This window comes from Pseudomonas sp. EA_65y_Pfl2_P78 (genome assembly GCF_963970495.1).
GTDB lineage: Bacteria > Pseudomonadota > Gammaproteobacteria > Pseudomonadales > Pseudomonadaceae > Aquipseudomonas > Aquipseudomonas baetica_A.
This window is the reverse complement of sequence record NZ_CAXAON010000036.1, coordinates 21,000-45,353: the sequence shown is the minus strand read 5'-3', so window position 1 is coordinate 45,353 and position 24,354 is coordinate 21,000. Positions and strand designations below refer to the sequence as shown.

Sequence of the window (24,354 nt, the reverse complement as noted above, 5' to 3'; positions counted from 1 at the left end):
GCCGTCGATCCACGCACGACAAGGATTCTGCGGTTCATGAGTATTTCTTTGCGACATAAACGCTGGCGACTGGGCGCACTGATCGCCCTGACCGCGAGCCAAGCGCTGGCCGCCACGCCGAGCCTGACACTCACTCCGTGGGCGCCGACACTCAAACTCCAAGCCTTGGGTTTTTTGCCGGGCGACGCACGGCTTGGCGTCAGTTTCACTGAAGGCTTGTTGGTGCTTGATGGCCAAGGCGCTGAACTGGCGCGTTTGCCCGGTTCTTTCAGCGGGTTGGACAGCCGCGCAGACGAACATCACGTCTGGGTCGCCAGCGTCGACAACGCCAGTCAGCGAGCGCTGGTAGTCAGCCTTGATCCGGCCCAACGGCAATGGGGCACGCCGCTGTACCTGCCGACCCGAGACTTCGCGGTCAACGGTTTGTGCCTGTACCGCGACAGCGCCGACAACCTGTTTGTGTTTCTGGTTGGCGAGGAGGGCAAGGGCGAGCAATGGCTGGTGGGTAACGGCGTCACGCTCAACACCCGGGCGCAACGTGTGCGGGGGCTGCCCCTGCCGCCGTCGGCGCAGTTTTGCCAGGTCGATGATGCTGCCGAGCAATTGGTGGTCAACGAAGAGAACGTCGGTTGGTGGGCGTATCCGGCCCATGCCGAAGCCGACGTGCAGCGCTCACCGGTCGCCCTGCGAGAACCGTTCGGCCAGATCAAAGGCGAGGCGGGTGCCATGGCGTTGGTAGCGGGTGGCATTATCGGCCTCGACCCGAAAGCCGCGCAGTTGCACCTCTACCAGCAACAGGCGCAGGGCTGGTCGGCACAAGCGACGTTGCCGTTGTCGGGCTTGAAGGAGCCGGAAAATCTGGCCGTGCGCCAAACCGCCAAAGGTCTGCAAGTGCTGATCCGCGACGATGACGATGGACGCGCCTATCAAGGCCATCTCGACTGGCAAGCCACGCCGGTTGCGTTGCCACCGAAGCTGCCCGATGTCGCGGCGCAGGTGCAGAGCGATCCGGTCGCACGTCAGGGCGATGCGGCAGATGACCCGGCCATTTGGGTGCATCCGCAGCAGCCATCGCTGAGTCGCGTATTGGGCACCAATAAAAAACAGGGTCTGCTGGTGTATGACCTGCAAGGCAAGCAGGTGCAGGAGTTGCCGGTCGGACGCCTGAACAACGTCGATGTGCGCCCCCACTTCAAACTCGGCGCGCTAACGGTCGATCTGGCCGTGGCCAGCCATCGCGATCACAACAGCCTCAGCCTGTTCGCCATCGACCGCCAAAGCGGCGAGTTGCGCGATATCGGCGAAGTGCCCACACCGTTGAACGACATTTACGGCCTCTGCCTGTTTCAACCGGCCAGCGGTGAGATCTACGCCATCGCCAACGACAAGGACGGCACCTTCCTGCAATACCGCCTCGACGCTGCGAACGGCCAGGTTCAGGGCGAGTTGGTGCGCCGCTTCAAGGTCGACAGCCAGCCCGAGGGTTGCGTCGCCGACGATCAGCGCCAGCGCCTGTTTATCGGCGAAGAGGATGTCGGTGTCTGGGCGGTAGACGCCCGCGCTGATCAGCCGGCGACCCTCACCAGTGTGATCAAGGTCGGTGGGCTGCTGCACGCGGATGTCGAAGGTCTGGCGCTCTATCAGAGTCTGGCGCGGGACTATCTGGTGGTGTCCAGCCAGGGCAACGACAGCTATCTGGTGCTGGATGCCGAGCCTCCGTTTGCTGTGCAGGGTGCATTGCGCGTCGGTCTCAACGCGGCGGCGGGCATTGACGGGGCGTCGGAAACCGATGGCCTGGAAGTGACGTCGGTCAACCTCGGTGGGCCATGGAGCCAAGGCATGTTGGTGGTGCAGGACGGTCGCAAACGGATGCCCGAGCAAAGCCAGAACTTCAAGTTCGTGCCGTGGGCCGAGGTCAGCAAAGCGCTGAAATTACCCTGATCCGTCATCAACCGGTCATCACTTTTTCATCGAATAACGGCGCGGTCGTTGCTCCGGCAACACCGGCCATCGCTCACAAGGAGTTTCACCATGCAGGCCACGCTCGAACACATGACTATCTGGGGACTGATCAGCGACGCCAGCCTTCTGGTTAAAGCCGTGATGCTGACGCTGTTGCTGGCATCGGTACTCAGTTGGTACCTGATCATTCAGCGCAGCCGCGTGCTGCAGCGGCGCGACCGCCAGTTGAACGGTTTCATCCAGCGCTTTCGCCGGGCCCCCGAACTGTTGCCGCTGTACCGCGAAACGGCGCAGGTTCAGGAGGTCGAGGCCGGCATCGAGCCCATCTTCAATGCCGGATTCGCCGAGTTTCGTCACCTCAATCAGCACGCGGGCAGCCATGCCGATGCGGTGCAGGAAGGGGTCGAGCGCGCGCTGCATGTCGCGATCAGTGAGCAGGAATTGCAACTGGAAAAGGGTTTGCAGTTTCTCGCCACGGTCGGTTCGGTCAGCCCTTACATCGGTTTGTTCGGCACCGTGTGGGGGATCATGAATTCGTTTCTCGGTTTGTCTCAGGTGCAGCAGGCCACGTTGTCGACGGTCGCGCCGGGTATCGCCGAAGCGTTGATCGCGACGGCCATCGGCCTGTTTGCGGCGATCCCGGCGGTCATCGCTTACAACCGTTTTGCCGCACGTAGCCAAACGCTGCTGACGCGTTACTACGCCTTTGGCAACGAATTGCAAGTGCGTCTGCATCGCCAGTTGCACGGTGCGCCAATGAATCTCGCCGCTGCGGCCTGAACAGGAGAAACACGATGTTAGTCAGGCCGCAACGCAAGCACGGACCCAAAGCTGAAATGAACGTGGTGCCATACATCGACGTGATGTTAGTGCTGTTGGTGATTTTCATGGTGACCGCGCCGATGTTGACTCAAGGTGTGAAAGTCGAGTTGCCGAAGATCGCCAGTGAAGCCTTGGCCAACGACACGCGCCAGCCGATTCTGACGCTGTCGGTGAAAGCTGAGGGCGGCTACTTCTGGAACCTGGGTGGCGAACTCGATACGCAGCACCAGACCGACAGCGCCGTGGCACTCGACGAGATGCGCGCCAAGGTCGAACAGATTGTCGCGCAACGCCCGGATACGCAGGTCTATATCCGCGCTGACAAGGACGCCGGTTACGGCAGCGTCGTGGCCGCCATGGCCGCGTTGCAGCAGGGCGGCGTGAGCAATCTCGGGCTGGTGACCGAGGCGCCGCAATGACGGTGACGACCCCGCACAGTCCGGCAATGATTGCCGCGCCGATGCCGCGCAACGACTTCTGGCAACACAGCCTCGCAGCGACGCTGGCGGTTGCCTTGCACGCAATGGTACTGGTGTTGTTGATCAGCGCCTGGTCGCCGTCCGCCCCGGCGGTCAAACCGCCACGGGTGTTGACCACGCAACTGGTGATGGTTGCGCCGTCAGTCGCACAACCTCCTGAGCCTGAACCGACGCCGGCGCCCGTCATTGAGCCGCAGGCGACTGCGCCGGTCGAACCCGTCAAGCCTAAGGCCGAGCCGGCACCTCAAACGCAAAAAATCGAGCAGGCCGCCTTGGCGCGCAAGCGGGTAGAAGAGCGCAAGCGCGAACAACTGGCCGAGCAACAGCGCGAGCAACTGCAGGCGCGCAAGCGTGCAGATGACGCCGCGCAACAACGTCTGGCACAACAACAGGCCGCGCAACAACAAGCGCGTCAGGCGCAACAGGCCGAACACGCTCGCCAGCAGGCCCTCGCCGACAGCCGCCAATACTTGCCGCTGAGCAAAGAGGCGCCAGAGTATCCAGAGCGCGCCCTGGACAAAAACATCCAGGGTGATTGTTCGGTGCAATACACCGTCAACCCGCAAGGTCGGGTGGAAAACGCCAAGGTGCTCGACGGCTGCCATCCGTTGTTCATTCGCCCGTCACTGGCGGCGGTGCAAACCTTCCGGTATCAGCCGCGGATCATTGACGGCGTCGCCGTGTCGGTGCCGGCGGTACGCAATACCTTTCATTACCGGATCAAGTGAGTGGGGCGGCGTCATCCCGGTGACTGACGCCGCCCCTCAACAGTCAATACGCCCGCCAGTGACCCGGTATCCAGCGCCATTGATGACCGCCCCAACGGTAGTGACCGGCGACCCAGTGATAACCCGGCGCCGGCATGACCGGCACCACTTCTACCAGCGGCGGTGGCCGATGCGGTCGGGGGGGCGCGACGACACAGCCCGAGAGGGTAATGGCCACCAGTGTGAAGGCAAGCAGGGATTTAACGGTTTTCGACATGATGGTGTTCCCGCAAAGTGATCGGTTCAGGCGCGTGGCAATCAACGCACCCAGTGCCCTTCAACCCACAACCCGTTCGACCCTCGTGCCTGTCAGAGCCAATGGCCACAGCCGCCAGGTTTATTGCCATTTGGACAGGGAACGCAAAACCTTCATGACAACGCCTCAAGGCCTGCGCAGGGAGTGAGCGCAGTTGAAGAATTGGACGCTGTAACGGCAAAAAATCCCGTTTGGGCTAGATGAAATTTTTGTCAGGAAGGCTTTGCTGGGGGGCCTGTTGGATGGGTGCTGAACACGTTGGCCTCTACGCGAGCAAGCCCGCACACAGGAGAGATGCGCTCGAATGTGTGCGGGCTTGCTCGCGAAAGCGCCGGTTCAGTCAGCACAGATACAGGCTGAGCGGACGCTCAAGGTATGATGTCGCGGTTTCCCGCCGGAGTTCACCCGCCATGCCACGCATCACCCACTACAAAACCCCATGCCCTGAGGGCATCAACAGCCAGATTCTGCAAATGGTTGTCGACTATCTGACCGACATCAGCGCCGTGGGCCTGGGCCCGAGCAACCTGCTGTACAACGTCTATCAGTATGCGGTCGGCTATGAGGTGCATCTGTATCTGGAAGCGTTGAATGGCGAGAAGGGCACCGAGGTGGAACTGCTGGTTGCCACCGATGAGCACGACCCGGAGCAGGTGATCGGTTTCCTCTTGTACCTGCCGGTGCAGGGCGACTGGCAAGCGTGCAGCGTCGCCTACATGGCCGTGCGCGAAGGTCATCGGCGTCAGGGCGTGGCGCGGGCCATGATCGGTGAAATGGTCGGGCGTTATCCCCACGCCGAACTGGCTTGCAGCATCGGCAAGGTCCCGTATTTCGAAGCGCTGGGCTTTGAGGTGATCGGTCAGCGCGAGACGCAAGTGCTGATGAGTACGCGGCATTACCGCAGCAACGGCTTGCATGGGTTCATCGACACCATGCCGATCTACCGTTCGCTGGAGGTGCAGCAGATCCACACCTACCTGCTACAGAAAAACGGCAAGCGCGCCATGCTCGACGCCGAGAAACAGCGCGATCGGCATCTGGATCAAACCATCCGTCATACCGAGGAATTTGTTCGTCAGCGGTTGACCGTGCACTGATCGCGGCGACTCGAAGTCTTTGCTCCCTCGGATTTGGGAAGTGTCAGTCGATGCGCCGGAAGACCAGGGCCTTCAGGCCGCTTTCAGGGTCGATATCCGGGAATTCCGGCGGATTCTCCAGGCGTTTTTCAAAGCGCAGACTCGGCGCTTGCTGCGTAACCCCGTCAATCAGAAAGTCCGAACCCAACGACGGATCGTTCATGCACGCCAGCACCGTGCCTTGCGCGCTCAGCAGTTCCGGCAAGCGTCGCAGCACGCGCTGGTAATCCTTGGTCAGCAAGAAACTGCCTTTCTGGAATGACGGCGGATCGATGATCACCAGATCGTAAGGGCCGCTGTTGATCACTTTGCCCCAGGACTTGAACAGGTCGTGGCCGAGAAAAGTGACGTTGCTCACATCATGGCCGTTGAGCCGATGATTGTCGCGGCCGCGGCTCAGCGCGGCGCGGGACATGTCGAGGTTGACCACATGGCTGGCGCCACCCTCGATGGCCGCCACGGAGAAACCGCAGGTGTAGGCGAACAGATTCAGCACCCGCTTGCCCGCCGCCTGGTCGCGTACCCAGTCACGCCCGTAACGCATGTCGAGAAACAGCCCGGCGTTTTGCTTGCGCCCCAGATCGACGCGGTACTGCAAACCGCCCTCGACGATGGTCATTTCGTCGAGCTCATCGCCCAGCAGCCATTCGGCGGTGCTTTGTGGCAAGTAGCGATGCTGGATCAGCAACGTGTGCGCGCCGCATTGCTGCCACTCGCTCGAACCGCTGATGTCCAGCAGCAACCCCTTGAGGTTTTCCAGTTGTTCAGGCTCCGGCTCCTTGAACAGCGACACCAGCACCACGCCTTGCAGCCAGTCCACGGTGAGCTGTTCCAGCCCCGGCCAGCAACGCCCGCGCCCATGAAAAAGGCGACGGGTCTCACTGGGTGCCGCCGCCAGTGCAGGCAGCAAATGGGCGTGGAGGGTGGCGAGGGCTTGAGGGTTCATCAGTCACGGTCGGCCAGCAAAAGGGCCGGCATTTTAACCACAATTGCGCCGTTGCGAACGCTTGTCGCGAGTAGGTAAATACGACGTTCTTGAAAAGGCCTGTATCAAAAATGAATTTCTACAGAACCCGCCGCTCATACCAGATAAGCAGCGGATTAAAGCCGCTAAATCGTTAATGCAATTCAGGGAGTGCAGTTTCATGTGCCCAACACCCACGGCGGACGCGCACCTTCCTGGCGGATTGATTCTGGTCGTTGAGGATGATCCGTTGATTCTGGAGTTTCTTTGCGAAATTCTTCAGGAGGAAGGTTTCAAGGTCGAGCCACAGACGAGCGCTGATGCCGCCTCGCAATATCTGGAGGAGCACGCGCCAGACGTGGCGCTGTTGCTCACCGACATCACCATGCCCGGCACCCTCAATGGCGCCGACCTGGCTAACCTTGTCGGCGATCGTTGGCCGGAAAAACCGGTGATGGTCATGTCCGGTTATGAAACGCCCGAGACTTCCGGGGTCAAGCATTCGGTGGCGTTTATCAAAAAGCCCTGGGCCATCGGTCAATTGCTCGACTGTGTCGACACGGCAATCAAGTCCAAGGCACCGCGCCTGCACTGACAAGTGCTACATTGCCGGGCACATTTGCCCGGCCCCTTGCCAGAGGATGCGAACTTTTGTCTGCTCACAAATCTGTTTTTGACCGCGCGTTCGGCGCCTTCCTGTTCGACATGGACGGTACCGTCCTCAATTCCATCGCCGCCGCCGAGCGGATCTGGTCAGCCTGGGCTGTGCGCCATGGTGTGGACGTTGAAACGTTCTTGCCGACCCTTCATGGCGCGCGAGCCATCGACACCCTCCATCGTTTGAACCTGCCGGGGGTGAATGCCGAAGAACAAGCGGCGTTCATCACCGAGGCGGAAATCGGCGACGTTGAAGGTATTGTCGAGATTCCCGGTGCAGCGGCATTCCTCAACAGCCTGCCTGCCGAGCGCTGGGCCATCGTCACCTCGGCGCCGCGGGATCTGGCCTTGCGGCGGATGGCGGCGGCGGGCATTCCCGAGCCTGCGGTGATGATTACTGCCGAGAATGTGAAGGCCGGTAAACCGGATCCGGCGGGCTATCTTCTGGCCGCCAGGCGACTGGGCGTTGAACCCCGCGACTGCCTGATTTTCGAAGATGCCACCGTCGGCATCCAGGCTGGCGAGGCAGCGGGTGCACCGTTGATGATCATCACCACAACGCATCAACATCCGCTTGAAACGTCGCACGCGACTTTGGCCAGTTACGACAAGCTTCAGCTCACGGTCGATGACGACGGTCATCTGCACCTGCGATCCAACTGATTTACGCTTTCAGGCGATTGTGGTCGACGCAAGCCCTTTGAGCTTGCCCGCGAAGCTGACGGCACCGTTTCCAGCCTCCGATTACCTGGCGACCCTCAAGGTCCAGGCCCAAGGGCAGGGCGCACGAGTGACGTGGTTGGGGCGCTTGACCGGCAAAGGCGTGAGCGATGAGGAAGTGGTGGCACTGTTCAACGGTATCTATCAGGGCGGCCTTGAGGCCCTGCGGGCCAATTACCCGGTTTAATGATCATGGACAAAGAACCGTGGGAGCGGGCTTGCTCGCGAAAGCAGAGTGTCAGTCGCCGGAGGGATTGACTGATACGGCCCCTTCGCGAGCAAGCCTGCATACAGAGGGTGAATGTCAGGCATTAGTGATCAAACGCTGCCGGCAATCGAGCACCAGTTTTGCCCCAGCCAAATCACTGCTGCCCACCTCGAGATGGAAGCCATGCAAGCTGACAATCGCCGCGACGATCGACAGCCCAAGGCCAAAGCCACTCTGCGGTTGCCCACCCTCGGCGCGGTAGAAACGCTGGAACACCGCCTCACGCTCGGCCTCCGGGATTCCCGGTCCTGAGTCGTGTACTTCGATGCGCGTGTGCCCGGCATCATTCACGCCACGCAACATCACCGTGCCGCCGGCCGGCGTGAACTTGATCGAGTTGCTCAGCAGATTCGCCAAAGCTTCGAACAACAACGCTCGGTCGCCATTGAGCGGGGGCAGGGTCTGCGGCATGTTCAGCACGAAACGCAGCTCGCCTTCTTCTGCCAGCGGCAGGTAAAACGCGTGCAGTTCTTCCAGCAGCAAGACCGGGTCAAGCTCGACAAACCCTGAGCGTCGCTGGCGATCCTCCAGTTCGGAAATCCGCAACAACCCGCGAAACCGCGCCATCAGCGTATCGGCCTCGGCCAATACCAGGTCCAGTTGCGCCGCTTCTGGCGAGCCTTCACCGGCCTGCTGCTGGATGCGATACAACTGCGCCCGCAGTCGGGTCAATGGCGTGCGCAGATCATGGGCAATGTTGTCGCACACGCCTTTGACTTCATTCATCAGCCGTTCGATGCGCTCAAGCATGGCGTTGACGATGGCGGCGAGCATGTCCAGCTCATCACGGCGATTGGACAGCGGCAAGCGGTGGGTCAGGTCACCGGCGACAATGGCTTGCGCGCTGTCCTGAATCGCACGAATGCGCCGCAATGGCCGGCGCCGCAGCAAGTGCCAACCGGCAATCCCCGGCAAAATCGTCAGTGACACGCCCCAGAACAGCGCGTGCAGGATGATCCGCGTTACCGCGAACAGCGAGCCGTTGTCACGCAGCAGGACCAGCCAGCGTCCGTCGCGGGTTTGCGTCGCGACGGCGTCGCAGCTGTCGGCCGGCAGGGTCGGATCATCGGAATCGGCGCAGTTGGCCAGCATGTGGATCTTGCCGTCCAGTGGCAGGCCTTCAGGAATTTGCTGCAAGGCACCGCCGAGGTACCTGCCGTGCGTGTCGAACAGCCCGTAGGCGTCGATACCGCGAATATCGAAGGTCATGCTCGCAGCGAGCGCTTCTTCGAGTTGTTCGCCGAGAAAGTGCGAAAACAGATGCTGACGTTGCATCAGCGAATGCTTGGCAAGGTTGTCGAGGTAGCCGGAAACCTCGTAATACATGACCCCCATGAGGATCGCGCTCCAGGCCACGAACAGCGAACTGTATAGCGCCAGCAAGCGGCTGCTGGAGGAACGCCAGCCGTCAGACGGGTTCGGCAATGACATAACCGGAGCCCCGTACCGTGCGGATCAGCGGAACGTTGCCCGCAGCGTCGATCTTCTTGCGCAACCGGCCGATGTGGACGTCGATCAGGTTGGTGCCGGGGTCGAAGTGATAACCCCAGACCTCTTCGAAAATCATCATTCGCGAGAGGATCTGCCCGCTGTTGCGCATCAGAAATTCCAGCAGCTTGTATTCGGTCGGCAGTAGCGTCAGCACTTGCTCGGCGCGCCGTGCTTCGTGGCTGATCAGGTCCAGCTCAAGGTCCGCGACCTGCAACGTCGTTGCCTGGGTGGCGCCGCTGTGCTGGCGACGCAGCAACACTTCAACCCGTGCCGCCATCTCGTCGGTGGCGAACGGTTTGGTCAGGTAGTCATCGCCACCGGCGCGCAAGCCGCGCACGCGCTCATCGACATCGGACAGGGCGCTGATCATCAGAATGGGCGTGGCCACGCCCATGGTGCGCAGGGTGGTGACGATGGCCAGGCCATCAAGCTCGGGCAGCATGCGGTCGAGGGTGATCAGGTCATAGTGACCACTGGCGGCGCGCGCGAGGCCTTCGCGGCCATTGTCGACCCAATCCACGTCCAGGCCGTGGCTGCTGAGTTCGGCGACGATTTCCCGGGCGGTCACGGCGTCGTCTTCGATGGTCAAAATTCGCGTCATAGGGCAGGCCTTGATCGGTTCAAACGGAATGGCAGCATTTTGCCAAGAAATTTCCGTCACGCTTTAAATTAACTTTCATGTAGGGGCTGTCACAAACGCACAGAACGGCGCGTTGTGGCGGCCAGTGCCAATGCATAAAACCCGTACAAAAATCCCTTACTTTGCAAATTGCAATGCCCTGAGAAGTTCATCTTTTATAAGTAATTGAAAATAAAGAATTTATTTGTTGTTGGTGAATGGCACGGTCACTGCAATTCCCGTTGTGACCAGTTGTAACACCATTTTTCATGCCTGGAGCAGAACAACAATGAATAGATCCTCTGATGGGCTTTATCCTGCCTACGAACAGTCCAGCAGCGTTTCAGGTGTGTCCTGGGGCGCGATTTTCGCAGGTGCCGCGGCGGCCGCGGCCCTGTCGATGATTCTGGTGCTGCTGGGCTTTGGTTTGGGTTTCTCTGCCGTTTCACCATGGGCCGGGGAGGGCGTCAGCGCCAAGGGCTTGGGCATTTCGACCATCATCTGGTTGGCGGTGACGCAAATCATCGCATCCGGCATGGGCGGTTATATTGCCGGTCGCCTGCGGGTGAAGTGGGCAAACATGCACGGTGACGAGGTTTACTTTCGTGACACCGCCCATGGTTTCCTCGCCTGGTGTGTGGCAACGCTGGTGACGGCGATCCTCGTGGTCGGTTCGGTCAGCAGCGTCATCAGTGGCGGCGTGCAGGCCGGTGCCAGTGTGGCCAGTGGCACCGCCAGCGCCATGACCCAAGCGGCCGGTACTGCGGCGGCGAACACCAACAGCAATCAATATGGCTACTTCATTGACAGCCTGTTCCGTGATGATCGCCCAGCCTCCGTCAGCGATGACGCGGCGCACGGCGCCGTGGCGCGGATCTTCGCGCAAAGCCTGGCCAACGGTCAGCTCAGTACCGAAGACCGTACCTACCTTGCGCAACTGGTCGCACAACGCACCAACCTGACTCAGGCCGATGCCGAGCGCCGTGTCGATGAGGTCTACGCCCGTACCCAGAAAGCTCTTGCCGACGCCAAAGTCAAAGCTCAACAAGCCGCCGACACCGCCGCCAAAGTCGCTGCCTGGACGTCGCTGTGGATGTTCATCGCGCTGCTGGCCGGTGCGTTCTTCGCCAGCCTCGCAGCCACGTTCGGCGGCCGCCGCCGCGATGCGGTCGAGTACGTTGAAGTCGACACGTACGCCACCACTACCACACTGCCCCCAGTCCGTTAAAAAGGGAGAATCACCATGCGCTCACTTCTGCTGTTTTTCCTCGGCGTACCGATCCCGATCATCATCCTGATCGCTCTGTTCGTGCACTGATTGCTTGATTGAGGCTTATGCCTGGGCCGCTTCCACCTTCGGGTGGCAGCGGCTTTTTGCTTTCTGGGTGACCAACGGTGAGAATCGCCGGCGGAAGTGGATTGGCCGCTTTCACTGTCAGTTAAGGATGAGCTCGTTGGACAAGAAGGAAATCAAGCGGCAACTGGTCGAGATGCTCGACGCTGGCCGCTCCAAAACTGAAACCTTCAAGGCGCTCTCGGGTGGGAAGGTCAAGGATCGGGTGTTGGCTGCATGGATTGGCGGGCGGCCTGACCCCGCTCTCAGAGAGCGTCATTCACTCAAGGTCACGATTCTGGTGGTGCTGACCTGCATTCAGGCATTGATCGGCGCCTTTGCCGGGTTCTTCCTGTTTTATGAAGTCAGTGCGGACATGGCCCTGATAGTCATGCTGTTGGCGGGCGGCATTCCCTTGTTGTTCGCGTGGGGCTTCTACAAGAACATTGCTGCGGTTTACACCGTCTACGTGATCCTGACGATCAGCCAGTTGTCGCGCATGTTCAAGGGCTTCGATGAAGACCCGGTGTCTACCCTGATCGGCGTTGGCATCACCCTGGCGATAGTGGGCTACGCGGCCTGGCTGAAAACGCTGCTGTTTCCGGACCTGGGGTTCATCGGTGCGAAAAAGATCAAAGGGCAGTTCGTCTTCTCCAACTGATCGTTGAACAATCCGACTGCTTTCACTGGCCTGGATCAATATTTTTCCTGGCGATTTCGCCTAACTTAAATGATCCAGGCCTTTGCTGAGCAATGAACTACATTGCTTGTCGCGCACCTCGCTGTGCTGACGAAGTATCCGCGTCGACGCCCTATTCACAGAAAAAAACGGGTCGACACGGTGTAGTGCAGCAAGGAGCTGACACAACCTCAACCGAACCTTCACGGATGAACACCGCAATGCACTGCCTAGAACGAACCTTTGATATCCAGCCCTTGGCCCAAGCGGATATGACCGTCCACATCAACGGCCAACCGATCACCGCCGCCATCGGCGAAACCGTCCTCAGCGTTATTCAATCCCTCGGTGTGCGCCAGATTGCACGCAACGATCATGACCAGATCAGCGGCGCCTACTGCGGCATGGGCGTGTGCCAGTGCTGCCTGGTGAAAATCAATGGCCGGCACAAACGCCGTGCCTGTCAGACCGTGGTGCGTGACGGCATGCAGATCGAAACCCAGGTCAACCGCATCGCCGGGCAGGAGGTCGTATGAGCCTGCAACCGGTCATCGTCGGCGGTGGGCCGGCGGGAATGGCAGCGGCCATCGAACTGGCGCGCCACGGGGTGCGCTGCACGTTGCTCGAAGAAGCTTCGCGCCTGGGCGGTGTGGTCTATCGCGGCCCGCTGCGTGATGGCGTGCAACTGGATTATCTGGGGCCGCGTTACGCCGAAGCGCTGGGCAAACTGCACGGCGAATTCCAGGAGCAAGCCGGCCTGATCGACGTGCGCCTAAACCATCGAGTGGTCGGCGCCGAGGGCACCCGTGCACTGGTGGTGCTGGATGGCGACGAGCAACTGCACGAGATCCACTACCCGCAATTGCTGCTCGCTGCGGGTTGCCATGAACGCAGCGTGCCGTTTCCCGGTTGGACGCTGCCGGGAGTGATCATGCTTGGCGGCCTGCAATTGCAAATCAAGAGTGGCGTGGTCAAGCCGCAGGGGCCGGTGGTAATCGCCGGCACCGGGCCGTTGCTGCCGCTGGTGGCGACTCAGTTGCACGCTTCTGGCGTGAAGGTTGCGGGGGTGTATGAGGCTTGTGCATTCGGCAAGATCGCCCGCGAGAGCCTGGCGCTGCTGAACAAGCCGCAACTGTTCCTCGACGGCTTGAGCATGCTCGCTTACCTGAAACTACACGGCATCGCGATGAATTACGGTTGGGGCGTGGTCGAAGCCCACGGCGAGGGCGAACTGAAAAGCGTCAGCGTCGCCCCGTACTCGGCCACTTGGGAGCCGGACATGTCCCGCGTCGAGCGCTTTGAAGCCAAGACCCTGGCGGTCGGCTACGGATTCATTCCACGCACCCAACTCAGCCAGCAAATGGGCCTGGAGCACGGCTTCAGTGACGACGGTTACCTGCGCGCCAACGCGAACATCTGGCAGCAAAGCAACGAACCGCATGTGCATCTGGCCGGCGACATGGGCGGCATTCGCGGTGGTGAAGCGGCAATGCTCGCCGGCAAGATCGCCGCGACGTCGATCCTGCTGCAACGTGGTGTCCTCGACGAGGAACTGGCCCGCGTGCGCCGTGATCGTTATCTGGGCAAACTCAAAGCCATCGTGCGTTTCCGTGCGGCGGTGGATCGTTATACCGAACGAGGCGTCGGCCAGACCGCGCTACCGGCTCCAGACACCGTAATCTGCCGTTGCGAGCACGCGACCCGTGCCGACATCGATCGTGCGCTGGAGCAGGGTGTTCAAGACATCGCCAGCCTGAAAATGCGTACCCGCGTAAGCATGGGCGATTGCCAGGGGCGCATGTGCGTCGGCTATTGCAGTGACAGACTGCGCCAGGCCACCGGGCGCAAGGACGTCGGTTGGCTGCGCCCACGTTTCCCGATTGACCCGATCCCTTTTTCCGCTTTTCAGAATATCGGCACGGAGGCCGCTTCCCATGAGTAAGTTCTATGACGTGGTCATTGCCGGTGGCGGCGTAATCGGGGCGTCCTGCGCCTATCAATTGTCCAAACGCAAAAACCTCAAGGTCGCGCTGATCGATGCCAAGCGCCCGGGCAACGCGACCCGCGCTTCGGCCGGCGGTTTGTGGGCCATCGGCGAGTCGGTTGGCCTGGGGTGCGGGGTGATTTTCTTCCGCATGATGTCGGCCAACCGCAAGCGCGAAACCCAGGGCGCGGCGGTGGCGGTGGACGCCAGCACGCCGCACATCCTGCCCGAATCGTTCTTCGATTTCGCCTTGCAATCCAACGCGCTTTACCCGGCGTTGCACCGCGAGTTGAAGGACAACCACGGCATGGATTTCAAGTTCGAGAAGACCGGGCTGAAATTCGTGATTTATGACGACGAGGATCGGCTCTACGCCGAACACATCGTCGGCTGCATTGCGCATCTGGCCGATCAGGTGCGCTGGCTTGATCAAGCCGCACTGCGCGAAGCGGAACCGAGCGTCAGCCATGAGGCGCGAGGGGCGCTGGAGTTTCTCTGCGATCACCAGGTCAGCCCGTTCCGCCTCGCCGATGCCTACATGGAAGGTGCGCGGCAGAACGGTGTGGACATCTACGTCAACACCAACGTCACAGGCGTGTTGCACCACGGCACCCGCGTGACCGGCGTGCAAACGACTGAGGCGGGTGTGTTCCACTGCAAGACGCTGATCAACGCCGGCGGCGCCTGGGCGGCGGATTTGAGCGAGTGGGCGACCGGCATCCGCATCCCGGTAAAACCGGTAAAAGGCCAGATTCTGCTGACCGAGCGCATGCCGAAGATCCTCAACGGTTGCCTGACCACCAGCGACTGCTACGTGGCGCAAAAGGACAACGGCGAGATCCTGATCGGTAGCACCACCGAAGACAAAGGCTTCGATGTCACCACCACCTACCCGGAAATCGCCGGGCTGGTGCAGGGCGCGGTGCGCTGCCTGCCGGAGCTTGAGGACGTCAATCTCAAACGCACCTGGGCGGGGTTGCGTCCGGGGTCGCCCGATGAGTTGCCGATCCTTGGGCCGATGCGCGGGGTGGAGGGCTATCTGAATGCCTGCGGACATTTTCGCACCGGCATTCTGACTTCGGCGATTACCGGTGTACTGCTGGACAAACTGGTCAACGATGAGCCCTTGCCGCTGGACATCACACCGTTTCTGGCGGATCGGTTTGAAGTGGCACCGGTCGAGCCAGCGCTCGAATTAGAGATGGCCTGACCTAAGCAAGCCAGTTCCCACAGTGATCGAGTCGTACCAGCATTCTGTACACGACGCGAAACCCTGTGGGAGCGGGCTTGCCCGCGATGGCGGCCCGCGCGGCGCCTGATTCTCAGGCCTGGCGCGATTCTTCTTCCAACTGATCCGATTCAAACAAGCGTGCCAGTTCTGCCCGGGCTTCCTGGGCGGTTTGCAGGACTTTGGCCGCGTCGTCGTAGACCGCGTGTTGCGCCTCCAGCACCTGTTCGTCGTGGTGCTTGAAGCGCTTGATCCGCGCATCGGCCTGAGCGTGTGTCAACCCAAGACCGACCAACGTGCGCCGGCTCATTTCCAGGCTCGAATAGTAAGTCTCTCGAATCGCTTCAGCGCCGATATCCACCAAGCGGTGCACATGCTGACGGTTACGCGCCCGGGCGATGATCTTCATGTGCGGGTAGAGCTTGCGCACGACTTCGGCGGTCTTGATGTTGGTGTCCGGATCATCCGTGGCAATCACGAAATATTCCGCCTCGCCGACCTTGGCGGCGTTGAGGATTTCCGGGCGCATCGGGTCGCCATAAAACACCGGCACGCCGCCGAAACTGCGCGACAGTTCGATGGTTTCCACCGAGGTGTCCAGCGCCACGAACTTGATGTTCTGTGCCCGCAGAATCCGCGCCACGATCTGGCCCATCCGGCCCATGCCCGCGATCACCACGCGCGGTGCATCGGTTTCGATTTCACGGAATTTTTCCGGCACCTCCACCGGTTGCACTTTGGGGCTGACCAGTCGTGCGCAGACCAACAGCAGCAACGGCGTCACCGCCATCGACAGGGTGATGGTCAGCACCAGCAAGTCATACAGGCGCGGCTCGAACAGGCCTTGATCGCGGCCGATCTTGAACACCACAAAGGCAAATTCACCACCGGCCGCCAGAACGATGCCGAGACGAATGGCACTGATCTTGTTCAAGCCTCCGGCCAGACGGCCCACCACAAACAGCAACGGCAGCTTCAAACCGATCAGCAGCAGCGTCAGCCCCAATACCGTGAACGGCGCGTTAAGCAGCAGACTGAGGTTGGCGCCCATGCCCACACTGATGAAAAACAGCCCGAGCAGCAGGCCTTTGAACGGTTCGATCTGCGCTTCCAGTTCATGGCGATACTCCGAATCCGCCAGCAGCAGGCCGGCAAGAAACGCTCCCAACGCCATCGACACACCGACCAGATCCATCAACCACGCCGTGCCGATCACCACCAGCAACGCCGTGGCGGTGGACACCTCCGGCAACCCGGTTTTCGCCACCACACGGAACACCGGACGCAACAGGTAGCGCCCGCCCACCACCACCACAGCGATCCCGCCGAGCACCTGTAACGCGTGATTCAGACTCTCGGCACTGCTGGTGTTTTCGGCGCTGCCGGCGAGCATGGGCACCAGCGCAATCAACGGGATCGCGGCGATGTCCTGAAACAGCAAAATCGCAAACGCCAGGCGCCCGTGAGGGCTGGTCAGTTCCTTGCGTTCAGCCAGGCTTTGCAGGCCGAACGCGGTGGACGACAGCGCCAGGCCAAGGCCCAGCACAATCGCGCTGTTGAGCGGCTGACCGAAGACCGAAAGCGCCAGCACGCCAATCACCGAAGCGGTCAGCAGCACCTGCGCCAGACCAACGCCAAACACCGATTTGCGCATCACCCACAACCGTCGCGGCGACAACTCAAGGCCGATGATGAACAGCAGCAACACCACGCCCAGTTCCGATATATGCGCAACGCTTTGCGGATTGCCGATCAGGCCCAGCACCGACGGGCCGATGATCACCCCGGCAAGCAGATAACCGATCACCGCGCCCAATTGCAGGCGCTTGGCCAGTGGCACGGTAAGTACGGCGGCGAACAGAAACACGACAGCGGCTTGCAACAGATTGCCTTCATGGGGCATTGAATGACTCCTGACAGCGGTACGGCGGGGGCGACAAGGATAAGGTCTAGGCAGACCTCCAATCCACTGAAGATCCACTGTGGGAGCGGGCTTGCTCGCGAAAGCGGCGGGTCGGTTGAACGAAATGTCAGTTGACACACTGCCTTCGCGAGCAATCCCTTCTCTCGGGGGAATCTTCTTGAAGCCTGTAATAATTTGCATCAATTGGTTACATTCATAGCCTTTGTGAATCAATCGTCCGAGTTCCGCCATGGCCATCAACTTCGATCTCAACGACTTGCAAGCCTTTCGCGCCGTGGTCGAGCAGGGCAGTTTCCGCAAGGCCGCCGACACCGTACGTCTGTCGCAACCAGCGCTGAGCCGGCGCATCGAAAAACTCGAAGACGCGCTTGGCGTAAAGCTGTTCGAACGCACCACCCGCAAAGTCAGCCTGACCCAGTCCGGGCGCGGTTTCATGCCCAGTGTCGAGCGTTTGCTGGATGATCTCGACGTGGCGTTGCTGGGGATCAGCGAAGTTGCCTCGACCCGATTGGGCCATGTCACTGTCGCCTGCGTGCCGTCCGCCGCTTACTACTTCATGCCGCGGGTGGTTGCCCGTTATCACCAGCAGTTCCCGCGAATCAAAGTCAAAGTGCTCGATTCCAGCGCCCATGACGTCCTCAGCGCAGTGGTCAACGGCGAGGCGGATTTCGGATTGAGTTTTATGGGCACGCAGGATGCCAAAGTCGATTTTGAACCGCTTGTGCAGGAGTGCTATGTGGTTGCCTGCCGGCGTGATCATCCATTGGCCGGACGCAACAGCGTGACGTGGGATGAGTTCTATCGGCAGGATTACATCTCGCTGGACAAGACGTCCGGCAATCGCTTTCTGCTCGATCAGGCGTTGAACGGTGTGGTGGCGCAGCGCCAAAGCATCTGCGAAACGCGGCATGTGACGACAATGATTGGTCTGGTGGAGGCCGGTCTAGGAGTGGCGGCGGTACCGATGATGGCGCTTCCGGGGCCGGATCATCCGATCCTGACGCGGGTGCCATTGACCGACCCGCAAGTGATGCGCAGTGTCGGTATCCTCAAGCGCCGGGGTCGCACATTGACCCCGGCGGCGTTGGAACTGGAGCGGCTGGTGGTGGAAATGAAAGTCCAGCCGCCAACGATCAACGCTTGACCGAATCCATCCCGGTGGCCTGCACGTCAGCCTGGGCGGCCGGTGCGGCGAGGTAGGCGAGTAGCGCCTTGGCTTCTTGCGGATGCTGTGCGCCGACGGGAATGCCGGCGGCAAATCGTGTGACCGATTGCACCGACTCAGGAATCCTGGCCACAAAACTCACCCCCGGCACCGGCAGCAATTCGCTGACCTGCTGAAAGCCCAACTGATAATCGCCCCTGGCAACGACCGAGCCCACCGGGATTTTCGTGATCATCTTCGCTTTTGGTTTCAGTTGATCTTCGATGCCCAGTTTCTTGAACAACTGCTGCTCGATGTATACGCCGCTGGCGCTGTCGGAGTAGGCCACCGACTGTGCATCGAGCAGGGTTTTCTTCAGGCCTTCGACGCTGCTGATGTCCGGTTTCGGCGCGCCCTGGCGCACTGCCAGGCCGATCCGCGAATCCGCCAGCTCAACACGTGACGCCGGGTCGACTTTGCCCTGTTTGATCAAGTCGTCGAGGGCGTAGCCGACCATGATCACCACGTCGGCCTGTTCGCCGCGCGCCAGACGATTAGGGATCGCCTCCGGGGACTTGCCCATCGACGGGCCAAGGGTGGTGTCGAGGGTGTTGCCGGTGGCCGCCGCGAATTTCGGCCCGAGGATTTTGTAGGCGGCGGTGAAGCCGCCCGAGGTCATCACGCGTAGCTCTTCGGCCTGCGTCAGGGCGCTGAAAGCGAGGAGGGCGAAGGCGGTCAGGGTGAACAGTTTTTTCATCGGGAAACGCTCCTTAAACGACGGCAGGTTGCAGGCGACCGCCAGCGCGGCGATACAGATAGAGGGTGGCGCACAACGCGCACAGTGCACCGATGCTCATCCAGTAACCCGGCGCGGCTTTGTCGCCGGTGTACTGGATCAGGAAGGTCGACATCGCTGGGGTGAAACCGCCAAAAATCGCGGTGGCCAGGCTGTAGGCCAGAGAGAAACCGGCGACGCGCACCTCCACGGGCATGATCTCGGTGAGGGCTGGAATCATGGCGCCGTTGTACATCCCGTAGATAAACGACAGCCACAACAGCGACAGCAACATGTGGCTGAAACTCGGAGCGTGCACCAGGTAGGACAGCGCCGGATAAGTCGTGGCCAGCGCCAGCAGCGACATGGCGATCAGCAGCGGACGACGGCCAATGCGGTCGGACAGCATGCCGCCAACCGGCAACCAGAAGAAGTTCGACACGCCCACCAGCAAGGTCACCAGCAGTGCGTCGGAGGTGCTCAGGTGCAGCACGGTTTTGCCGAAGGTCGGCGCGTACACCGTGATCAGATAGAACGCGGTGGTGGTCAGGGCGACCATCAGCATCCCGCCGAGCACGACGCCCCAGTTCTGACCGAGGGTGCGGAACACTTCGCCCATGCTCGGACGGTGTTTGCGCGCAGCAAACGCTTCGGTTTCGGCCAGGTTACGGCGCAGCACAAAGATGAACGGCACGATCATGCAGCCGACGAAAAACGGAATGCGCCAGCCCCAATCGGCAACCACGTTCGGCGCCATCCAAGCGTTCAGCGCGTAGCCCAGCGCGGCGGCAACGATGATTGCCACTTGCTGGCTGGCCGACTGCCAAGCGGTGAAAAAGCCTTTGCGACCGGGCGTGGCGATTTCGGACAAATAGACCGAAACCCCGCCCAATTCGGCACCGGCCGAGAAGCCTTGCAGCAGCCGTCCGATCAACACCAGTGCGGGGGCGAACAGGCCAATGGTTTCGTATCCGGGCACCAGCACGATCAATATCGTGCCGCTGGCCATGATCGATAGCGTAACGATCAACCCTTTGCGGCGACCGACGTCATCGATGTACGCACCGAGCACGATGGCCCCCAGTGGGCGCATCAAAAAGCCTGCGCCGAACACTGCAAAGGTCATCATCAGAGAGGCGAATTCACTGCTCGCCGGAAAGAACACCGCCGCGATCTGGGTGGCGTAGAAACCGAACAGAAAGAAGTCGAACTGTTCGAGGAAGTTGCCCGAGGTCACCCGGAAAATGGCGCCGGCCCGCGAGCCGCCGTGTGGGATTGAGGCTGTCATGACAAAGTACTCCACCGCTTTTATGACGTGCGCTACGGGGAAGCGGCGCACGGTTTTTATTGGGGTGGATAGTGGCGCAGGTGTAACAATCTGTTAATTGCATTGTTGGTATGGATTGATGCGCAAAGCGGATCAGTCAGGGGCGCTGAACCGCTCTGGGATCTGGCTTGCCAGCGATGGCATTCGTTCCGCCAATCAATCCATTGAACCTGTCGGCCTCTACTGCTGACCGTTTGCTTGCTCAGCGGCATTGCGAACGGTGAAGCTGCCATCCCAGTGCGGATCAATCCGCCGGATGCGCTCGTTCAGCTCAGGGTGGGTAGCGAAGAGGCGACTCAGCGGGTTCGAGACGCCCACGCTGAAATACAAGTGACTGTACTCACCGGCTCGGGCAGCACTGATAGATGAACCCTGCGCGCCGATTTTTTTCAGGGCGCCGACGATGCTCTGCGGATTGCGCGTGAATTGCACCGCGCTGGCATCCGCCAGGAACTCGCGTTGGCGACTCACTGCTGCCTTGATCAGGCTGCCGAAAACATTACCGATAAATCCGGCAACGCATACACCGCAGGCACGAGGGTACCTGAGGCAATCGCCATGAGCGCATCCAGCAGGCTGCCGGTGCCGCTCAGGTAATTTTCGAAACCATGGAAGACGAAGGGCAGGCTGGTGAGGACTGTCAGAGCCAGCAGCGACAGGATCATCAGGTTCACCAAACGTGTCGTCTGGCGTCTGGCCCTGCGTTGATTTTCAAAAAAAATCATGGGCCGTCCTTGAATAACGAGGGTTAGAAAGAAACTTTCGGAGCGACCTTGATGGCCAGCGTGTCAGCAAATTTCAGCGGAGCTGCATCGGTACCATGACCGAAACCGGTTGCCAGCAGCACCGCAGGGAAACCCTGTTTGAGGGTGTTGTAGGTCATCACCGCATCGTTGTAAGCCTGCCGCGCAAAGCTCACTTTGTTTTCGGTGCTGCTCAGCTCTTCACTGAGTTGCTGCATGTTCTGCGAGGCCTTGAGATCGGGATAGGCCTCCAGCGTCAGGTTCAACCGACCCACCGCGCTGCTGAGCGTGCTGTCCGCTTGGCCCAACTGCTCGATGTTTTTTGCGTTGCCCGGTTGCGCTTGCGTGGCCTCAAGTACGGCCACTGCAGCGTTGCGCGCAGCGATGACCGTTTCGAGGGTTTCGCGTTCGTGGGCCATATACCCCTTGGCAACGGCCACCAGATTGGGGATCAAGTCGTAACGGCGCTTGAGCTGGACTTCGACTTGGGCCGAACATCGCGCCATCCTGTGGGAGCCTGGCTTGCCTGCGATCGCGTCCCGACGGACAACTACAATCCCCCTGCCAGCCCCGACAAAAAACAAGGAATGATTCCAGCACCGCGCAGTCGGAGTTCAGGTATCAGACATCTCAGGAGGTTCACCGATGAACAGCAAAACCCTAATCGCCAGCCTGGCCCTCGTCGCCGGCATCGCCGGGATCAGCCCAGTCGTTCAAGCGGCGCAAACCTCAAGCGAACCCGCCGTGCAATCTCCGGTCAGTGACCGCGAGTTGAAGGTCAATGATCGTGCCCCAGACGTTTATCAGCGCAGCGAGAAAGCCCTCGACTGGAAAGCCAAGGGCCTGAAAAAACCGGTCGATCAGGCCCAGTGGGTGCAGATCAATGACCAGTACGTCATGGTAATGATCACCAACGGGACCATTGTCGAGATGAAACCGGTTCCGCGTTAAACCCAGGATTCAAAAGCCCTGCGCCTTTAGACGCGCAGGGCTTTCCTCGCCCAACCGATACTGATTATTCCCGCTGCGCTTGGCCTCATACATCGCCAGATCGGCAATGTGCAGCAACCGATCCATCGCCGTCGCATGATCGGGAAACACTGCGACGCCAAGGCTGGTACCGATATGGCGCTGGTCGTTGCCGATGCTGACCGGTGGGGACAGTTCGATGAAGATCTTCTGGCAGATGCTGCGGGCTTCGTCCTGCAGGTTGATGCCGGGTGCGAGGTCTTGCAGGATCACCACGAACTCGTCGCCGCCGATGCGCGCGACGGTGTCGCTGGCGCGCAGGATGCGTTTCAGACGAGTGGCGGTGGTGATCAGAACCCGGTCGCCGGCAGCGTGGCCGTACTGGTCGTTGATGGTTTTGAAACCGTTTAGGTCGACGAAGACCAGTGCCACCCGCGTGCCGCTCTGGCGCGCATGGTCCAGCGCTTCGCAGAGCCGTTCTTCAAGCACCAGCCGATTGGGCAGACCGGTCAACGGGTCGAAGTGGGCGAGGTGTTTGAGGTAACTGGCCGAGGCTTTTTCTTCGGTAATGTCGCGCACTACGCCCATCATTTTGATCATCGCGTCGTGTTCATTACGCACCACATTGCCGGTTTCCCGGAGCCAGCGAATCGTGCCGTCAGGCCAGACCACGCGATATTCCTCGTCGTGGTTTTCACCGGTTTCCAGGCAACGCAGTTCGCCGGCGCGCACCCTGACGCGGTCGTCCGGATGCACGCAGGAACAGAACAACGCATAGGAAGGTGTCACTTCGCCGATGTTGAACCCGAACATGCCGTAGATCGCGTCTGACCAGTACAGCCGGTCGGTGTCGACTTCCCAATCCCATGTGCCGATCCGCGCGAAATACTGGCTGCGCTTGAAACGCTCGGCGTCGCCGTCCTGATGAATGTTCCGGCCTTCGGCGGCGCGGGTCAGCAGATCACGGTATTGGGCAAGCTGCTGGCGCAAACCACGCTCGCGCCAGATCAACAGGGCAATGACGGCAAGCATTACCGCGCCGATGGCAAGGCTGATCAAGAGCTGAGTCATTTGGGCGCTGCCAGCATGGCAAGTCGATCCGGGAAGTAATGGCGGTTGGCTATGTTAAGGGTTCATCACTCGGTTCGGATACCACGTTGATCGTCACTGACGGCTTGCCAATACCCGGCAATTCTGGGAAAACGGCGGCCAGTTGAACAATAGAGTGAATGTCATGAATGATGAACTGCAGGTCATCGATCTTCAGGTAGGCGAGGGCAAAGCCGCCGTCAAAGGCGCGCTGATCACTACCCAATACACCGGCTGGCTGGAAGACGGCACGGAGTTCGATTCGTCCCACACCCGGGGCAAACCTTTTCAGTGCGTGATCGGCACTGGCCGGGTGATCAAGGGTTGGGATCAAGGACTGATGGGCATGCAGGTCGGTGGTAAACGCAAACTGCTGGTGCCGGCGCATTTGGGGTACGGCGAGCGGACGATGGGCAAGATCCCGCCGCATTCGAATCTGGTGTTTGAGATCGAGTTGCTGGAGGTTTTGACGCGGGAGGATTGAGGCTGGCGGGCGCGGGATGTGAACGAGTTGGATGAAGGCCACGCTTCATCCAAATGATTCCAGTCTGCGATTTTGTGGATCAGGTGAATACTTCAATATCGGGACATTCACGGGTCCATCACGTGACCGTCATGTCATTGAATTGCTCGCCGATGGTATCGACGCATAGGCAAGTTCCTTTCTTCGAGTAGTACAAGACGCAACGCGAGCTATCAAACGAGCAGGTATCCAGTTCGAAGAACTTGCGTGCAGCCAGCTCCCGCTCTACGCCACTGTATTCATAGCCGTCGGTGGCATGTATCCGCGTCGGCTTCCATCCTTGTTTGACTAGCTTGGACTTGGCCGCAGCCAGACGCTCACCGACGACGATGCCTGCTGGCCCGTGTTTGTCGCTTATCGCCTGTGAGCCGTCGGCAAATGCTGTGCTGATGCCCATGCAATAAAGTGCGGCAAGTACGAGGATTGAAGACTTCATTTGACAGTCGCTCCAGCCGGGGCTGTCTACTTTGTTGCTGCTTTCGGCATCGCGCCTGG

The 24,354-nt window shown here is 60.4% G+C and carries 28 protein-coding genes; 16 read left to right on the top strand and 12 right to left on the bottom strand.

Annotated elements, in window-relative coordinates; genetic code table 11:
• Positions 1-36 precede the first annotated feature (36 nt).
• From AACY02_RS22535 to AACY02_RS22520, 4 genes are all read left to right on the top strand, one after another.
• Positions 37-1,941, top strand: coding sequence for a phytase (locus AACY02_RS22535; RefSeq protein WP_339433845.1), 1,905 nt, complete (start codon positions 37-39; stop codon positions 1,939-1,941).
• A gap of 90 nt (positions 1,942-2,031) precedes the next feature.
• Complete coding sequence (gene tolQ, locus AACY02_RS22530) at positions 2,032-2,742, top strand: protein TolQ (protein ID WP_339433844.1); 711 nt, start codon at positions 2,032-2,034, stop codon at positions 2,740-2,742.
• A 14-nt stretch (positions 2,743-2,756) separates the two neighbouring features.
• Positions 2,757-3,203 carry a protein TolR gene (tolR, locus tag AACY02_RS22525; RefSeq protein ID WP_339433843.1) on the top strand — a complete coding sequence of 149 codons (447 nt, stop codon included), beginning with the start codon at positions 2,757-2,759 and terminating at the stop codon, positions 3,201-3,203.
• Positions 3,200-3,991, top strand: coding sequence for an energy transducer TonB (locus AACY02_RS22520; protein WP_339433842.1), 792 nt, complete (start codon positions 3,200-3,202; stop codon positions 3,989-3,991). Before tolR ends, AACY02_RS22520 begins: the two co-directional genes overlap by 4 nt.
• Before the next feature lie 43 nt (positions 3,992-4,034).
• On the opposite strand, the gene AACY02_RS22515 is transcribed toward AACY02_RS22520, so the two are convergent.
• Entirely contained in the window at positions 4,035-4,247 is a 213-nt protein-coding gene (locus AACY02_RS22515) for a YXWGXW repeat-containing protein (RefSeq protein WP_339433841.1), read from the bottom strand.
• A 449-nt stretch (positions 4,248-4,696) separates the two neighbouring features.
• On the opposite strand from AACY02_RS22515, the gene AACY02_RS22510 reads away from it, so the two are divergent.
• A complete protein-coding gene (locus tag AACY02_RS22510; RefSeq protein WP_339433840.1) occupies positions 4,697-5,383 on the top strand; it encodes a GNAT family N-acetyltransferase in 687 nt (228 codons plus the stop codon).
• Between the two features lie 43 nt (positions 5,384-5,426).
• On the opposite strand, the gene AACY02_RS22505 is transcribed toward AACY02_RS22510, so the two are convergent.
• Entirely contained in the window at positions 5,427-6,368 is a 942-nt protein-coding gene (locus AACY02_RS22505; protein WP_339433839.1) for a class I SAM-dependent methyltransferase, read from the bottom strand.
• A gap of 199 nt (positions 6,369-6,567) precedes the next feature.
• Between AACY02_RS22505 and AACY02_RS22500 the strand changes: the two genes are divergently transcribed.
• From AACY02_RS22500 to AACY02_RS22490, 3 genes are read left to right on the top strand one after another with little or no spacing between them, the layout of a single operon-like run.
• Positions 6,568-6,981, top strand: a complete 414-nt coding sequence (locus AACY02_RS22500) for a response regulator (protein ID WP_339433838.1) — start codon at positions 6,568-6,570, stop codon at positions 6,979-6,981.
• A gap of 56 nt (positions 6,982-7,037) precedes the next feature.
• Positions 7,038-7,706, top strand: a complete 669-nt coding sequence (locus tag AACY02_RS22495; RefSeq protein WP_339433837.1) for an HAD family hydrolase — start codon at positions 7,038-7,040, stop codon at positions 7,704-7,706.
• A complete protein-coding gene (locus tag AACY02_RS22490) occupies positions 7,672-7,950 on the top strand; it encodes an SRPBCC family protein (protein ID WP_339433836.1) in 279 nt (92 codons plus the stop codon). The genes AACY02_RS22495 and AACY02_RS22490 overlap by 35 nt, the downstream gene beginning before the upstream one ends.
• A gap of 117 nt (positions 7,951-8,067) precedes the next feature.
• Here AACY02_RS22490 and AACY02_RS22485 read toward each other — a convergent pair whose 3' ends face one another.
• Entirely contained in the window at positions 8,068-9,462 is a 1,395-nt protein-coding gene (locus AACY02_RS22485) for a sensor histidine kinase (RefSeq protein WP_339433835.1), read from the bottom strand.
• The gene (locus AACY02_RS22480; RefSeq protein WP_221734329.1) at positions 9,440-10,123 is read right to left on the bottom strand and encodes a response regulator transcription factor; all 684 of its coding nucleotides are present in this window, start codon (positions 10,121-10,123) and stop codon (positions 9,440-9,442) included. The genes AACY02_RS22485 and AACY02_RS22480 overlap by 23 nt, the downstream gene beginning before the upstream one ends.
• A 307-nt stretch (positions 10,124-10,430) precedes the next feature.
• On the opposite strand from AACY02_RS22480, the gene AACY02_RS22475 reads away from it, so the two are divergent.
• The 5 genes from AACY02_RS22475 (at position 10,431) to hcnC (ending at position 15,347) form a co-directional block, all read left to right on the top strand.
• A complete protein-coding gene (locus AACY02_RS22475; protein WP_339433834.1) occupies positions 10,431-11,369 on the top strand; it encodes a hypothetical protein in 939 nt (312 codons plus the stop codon).
• 226 nt (positions 11,370-11,595) lie between these two features.
• Positions 11,596-12,135, top strand: a complete 540-nt coding sequence (locus AACY02_RS22470; RefSeq protein WP_339433833.1) for a hypothetical protein — start codon at positions 11,596-11,598, stop codon at positions 12,133-12,135.
• Between the two features lie 239 nt (positions 12,136-12,374).
• Positions 12,375-12,689, top strand: a complete 315-nt coding sequence (locus tag AACY02_RS22465) for a (2Fe-2S)-binding protein (protein WP_339433832.1) — start codon at positions 12,375-12,377, stop codon at positions 12,687-12,689.
• On the top strand, positions 12,686-14,095 hold the full coding sequence (hcnB, locus tag AACY02_RS22460; RefSeq protein WP_339433831.1) for a cyanide-forming glycine dehydrogenase subunit HcnB: 1,410 nt from the start codon (positions 12,686-12,688) through the stop codon (positions 14,093-14,095). The genes AACY02_RS22465 and hcnB overlap by 4 nt, the downstream gene beginning before the upstream one ends.
• The gene (gene hcnC / locus AACY02_RS22455; protein ID WP_339433830.1) at positions 14,088-15,347 is read left to right on the top strand and encodes a cyanide-forming glycine dehydrogenase subunit HcnC; all 1,260 of its coding nucleotides are present in this window, start codon (positions 14,088-14,090) and stop codon (positions 15,345-15,347) included. Before hcnB ends, hcnC begins: the two co-directional genes overlap by 8 nt.
• A gap of 112 nt (positions 15,348-15,459) precedes the next feature.
• Here hcnC and AACY02_RS22450 read toward each other — a convergent pair whose 3' ends face one another.
• A complete protein-coding gene (locus tag AACY02_RS22450; protein WP_339433829.1) occupies positions 15,460-17,268 on the bottom strand; it encodes a monovalent cation:proton antiporter-2 (CPA2) family protein in 1,809 nt (602 codons plus the stop codon).
• Positions 17,269-17,518: 250 nt separating this feature from the next.
• Between AACY02_RS22450 and AACY02_RS22445 the strand changes: the two genes are divergently transcribed.
• Positions 17,519-18,433: a LysR family transcriptional regulator gene (locus tag AACY02_RS22445; protein WP_339433828.1), complete on the top strand. Its 915-nt coding sequence runs from the start codon at positions 17,519-17,521 to the stop codon at positions 18,431-18,433.
• Here the strand turns inward: AACY02_RS22445 and AACY02_RS22440 are convergent.
• The 5 genes from AACY02_RS22440 to AACY02_RS22420 form a co-directional block, all read right to left on the bottom strand.
• On the bottom strand, positions 18,423-19,190 hold the full coding sequence (locus AACY02_RS22440; RefSeq protein ID WP_339433827.1) for a substrate-binding domain-containing protein: 768 nt from the start codon (positions 19,188-19,190) through the stop codon (positions 18,423-18,425). The genes AACY02_RS22445 and AACY02_RS22440 overlap by 11 nt on opposite strands.
• 13 nt (positions 19,191-19,203) lie before the next feature.
• Positions 19,204-20,496: an MFS transporter gene (locus tag AACY02_RS22435; RefSeq protein ID WP_339433826.1), complete on the bottom strand. Its 1,293-nt coding sequence runs from the start codon at positions 20,494-20,496 to the stop codon at positions 19,204-19,206.
• A gap of 219 nt (positions 20,497-20,715) precedes the next feature.
• Positions 20,716-21,006, bottom strand: a complete 291-nt coding sequence (locus tag AACY02_RS22430; protein WP_339433825.1) for a M48 family metalloprotease — start codon at positions 21,004-21,006, stop codon at positions 20,716-20,718.
• 11 nt (positions 21,007-21,017) lie between these two features.
• The gene (locus tag AACY02_RS22425) at positions 21,018-21,260 is read right to left on the bottom strand and encodes a hypothetical protein (protein WP_339433824.1); all 243 of its coding nucleotides are present in this window, start codon (positions 21,258-21,260) and stop codon (positions 21,018-21,020) included.
• Positions 21,261-21,283: 23 nt separating this feature from the next.
• Entirely contained in the window at positions 21,284-21,784 is a 501-nt protein-coding gene (locus AACY02_RS22420; protein ID WP_339433823.1) for a LemA family protein, read from the bottom strand.
• Between the two features lie 139 nt (positions 21,785-21,923).
• On the opposite strand from AACY02_RS22420, the gene AACY02_RS22415 reads away from it, so the two are divergent.
• Entirely contained in the window at positions 21,924-22,229 is a 306-nt protein-coding gene (locus AACY02_RS22415) for an RcnB family protein (protein ID WP_339433822.1), read from the top strand.
• 9 nt (positions 22,230-22,238) lie between these two features.
• Here the strand turns inward: AACY02_RS22415 and AACY02_RS22410 are convergent, their stop codons facing one another.
• Positions 22,239-23,318 carry a sensor domain-containing diguanylate cyclase gene (locus tag AACY02_RS22410; RefSeq protein ID WP_339433821.1) on the bottom strand — a complete coding sequence of 360 codons (1,080 nt, stop codon included), beginning with the start codon at positions 23,316-23,318 and terminating at the stop codon, positions 22,239-22,241.
• 163 nt (positions 23,319-23,481) lie between these two features.
• Here AACY02_RS22410 and AACY02_RS22405 point away from each other — a divergent pair, with 163 nt between their 5' ends.
• Complete coding sequence (locus tag AACY02_RS22405; RefSeq protein WP_221733630.1) at positions 23,482-23,820, top strand: FKBP-type peptidyl-prolyl cis-trans isomerase; 339 nt, start codon at positions 23,482-23,484, stop codon at positions 23,818-23,820.
• A gap of 118 nt (positions 23,821-23,938) precedes the next feature.
• Here the strand turns inward: AACY02_RS22405 and AACY02_RS22400 are convergent, their stop codons facing one another.
• A complete protein-coding gene (locus AACY02_RS22400) occupies positions 23,939-24,295 on the bottom strand; it encodes a hypothetical protein (RefSeq protein WP_339433820.1) in 357 nt (118 codons plus the stop codon).
• Positions 24,296-24,354: the final 59 nt, after the last annotated feature.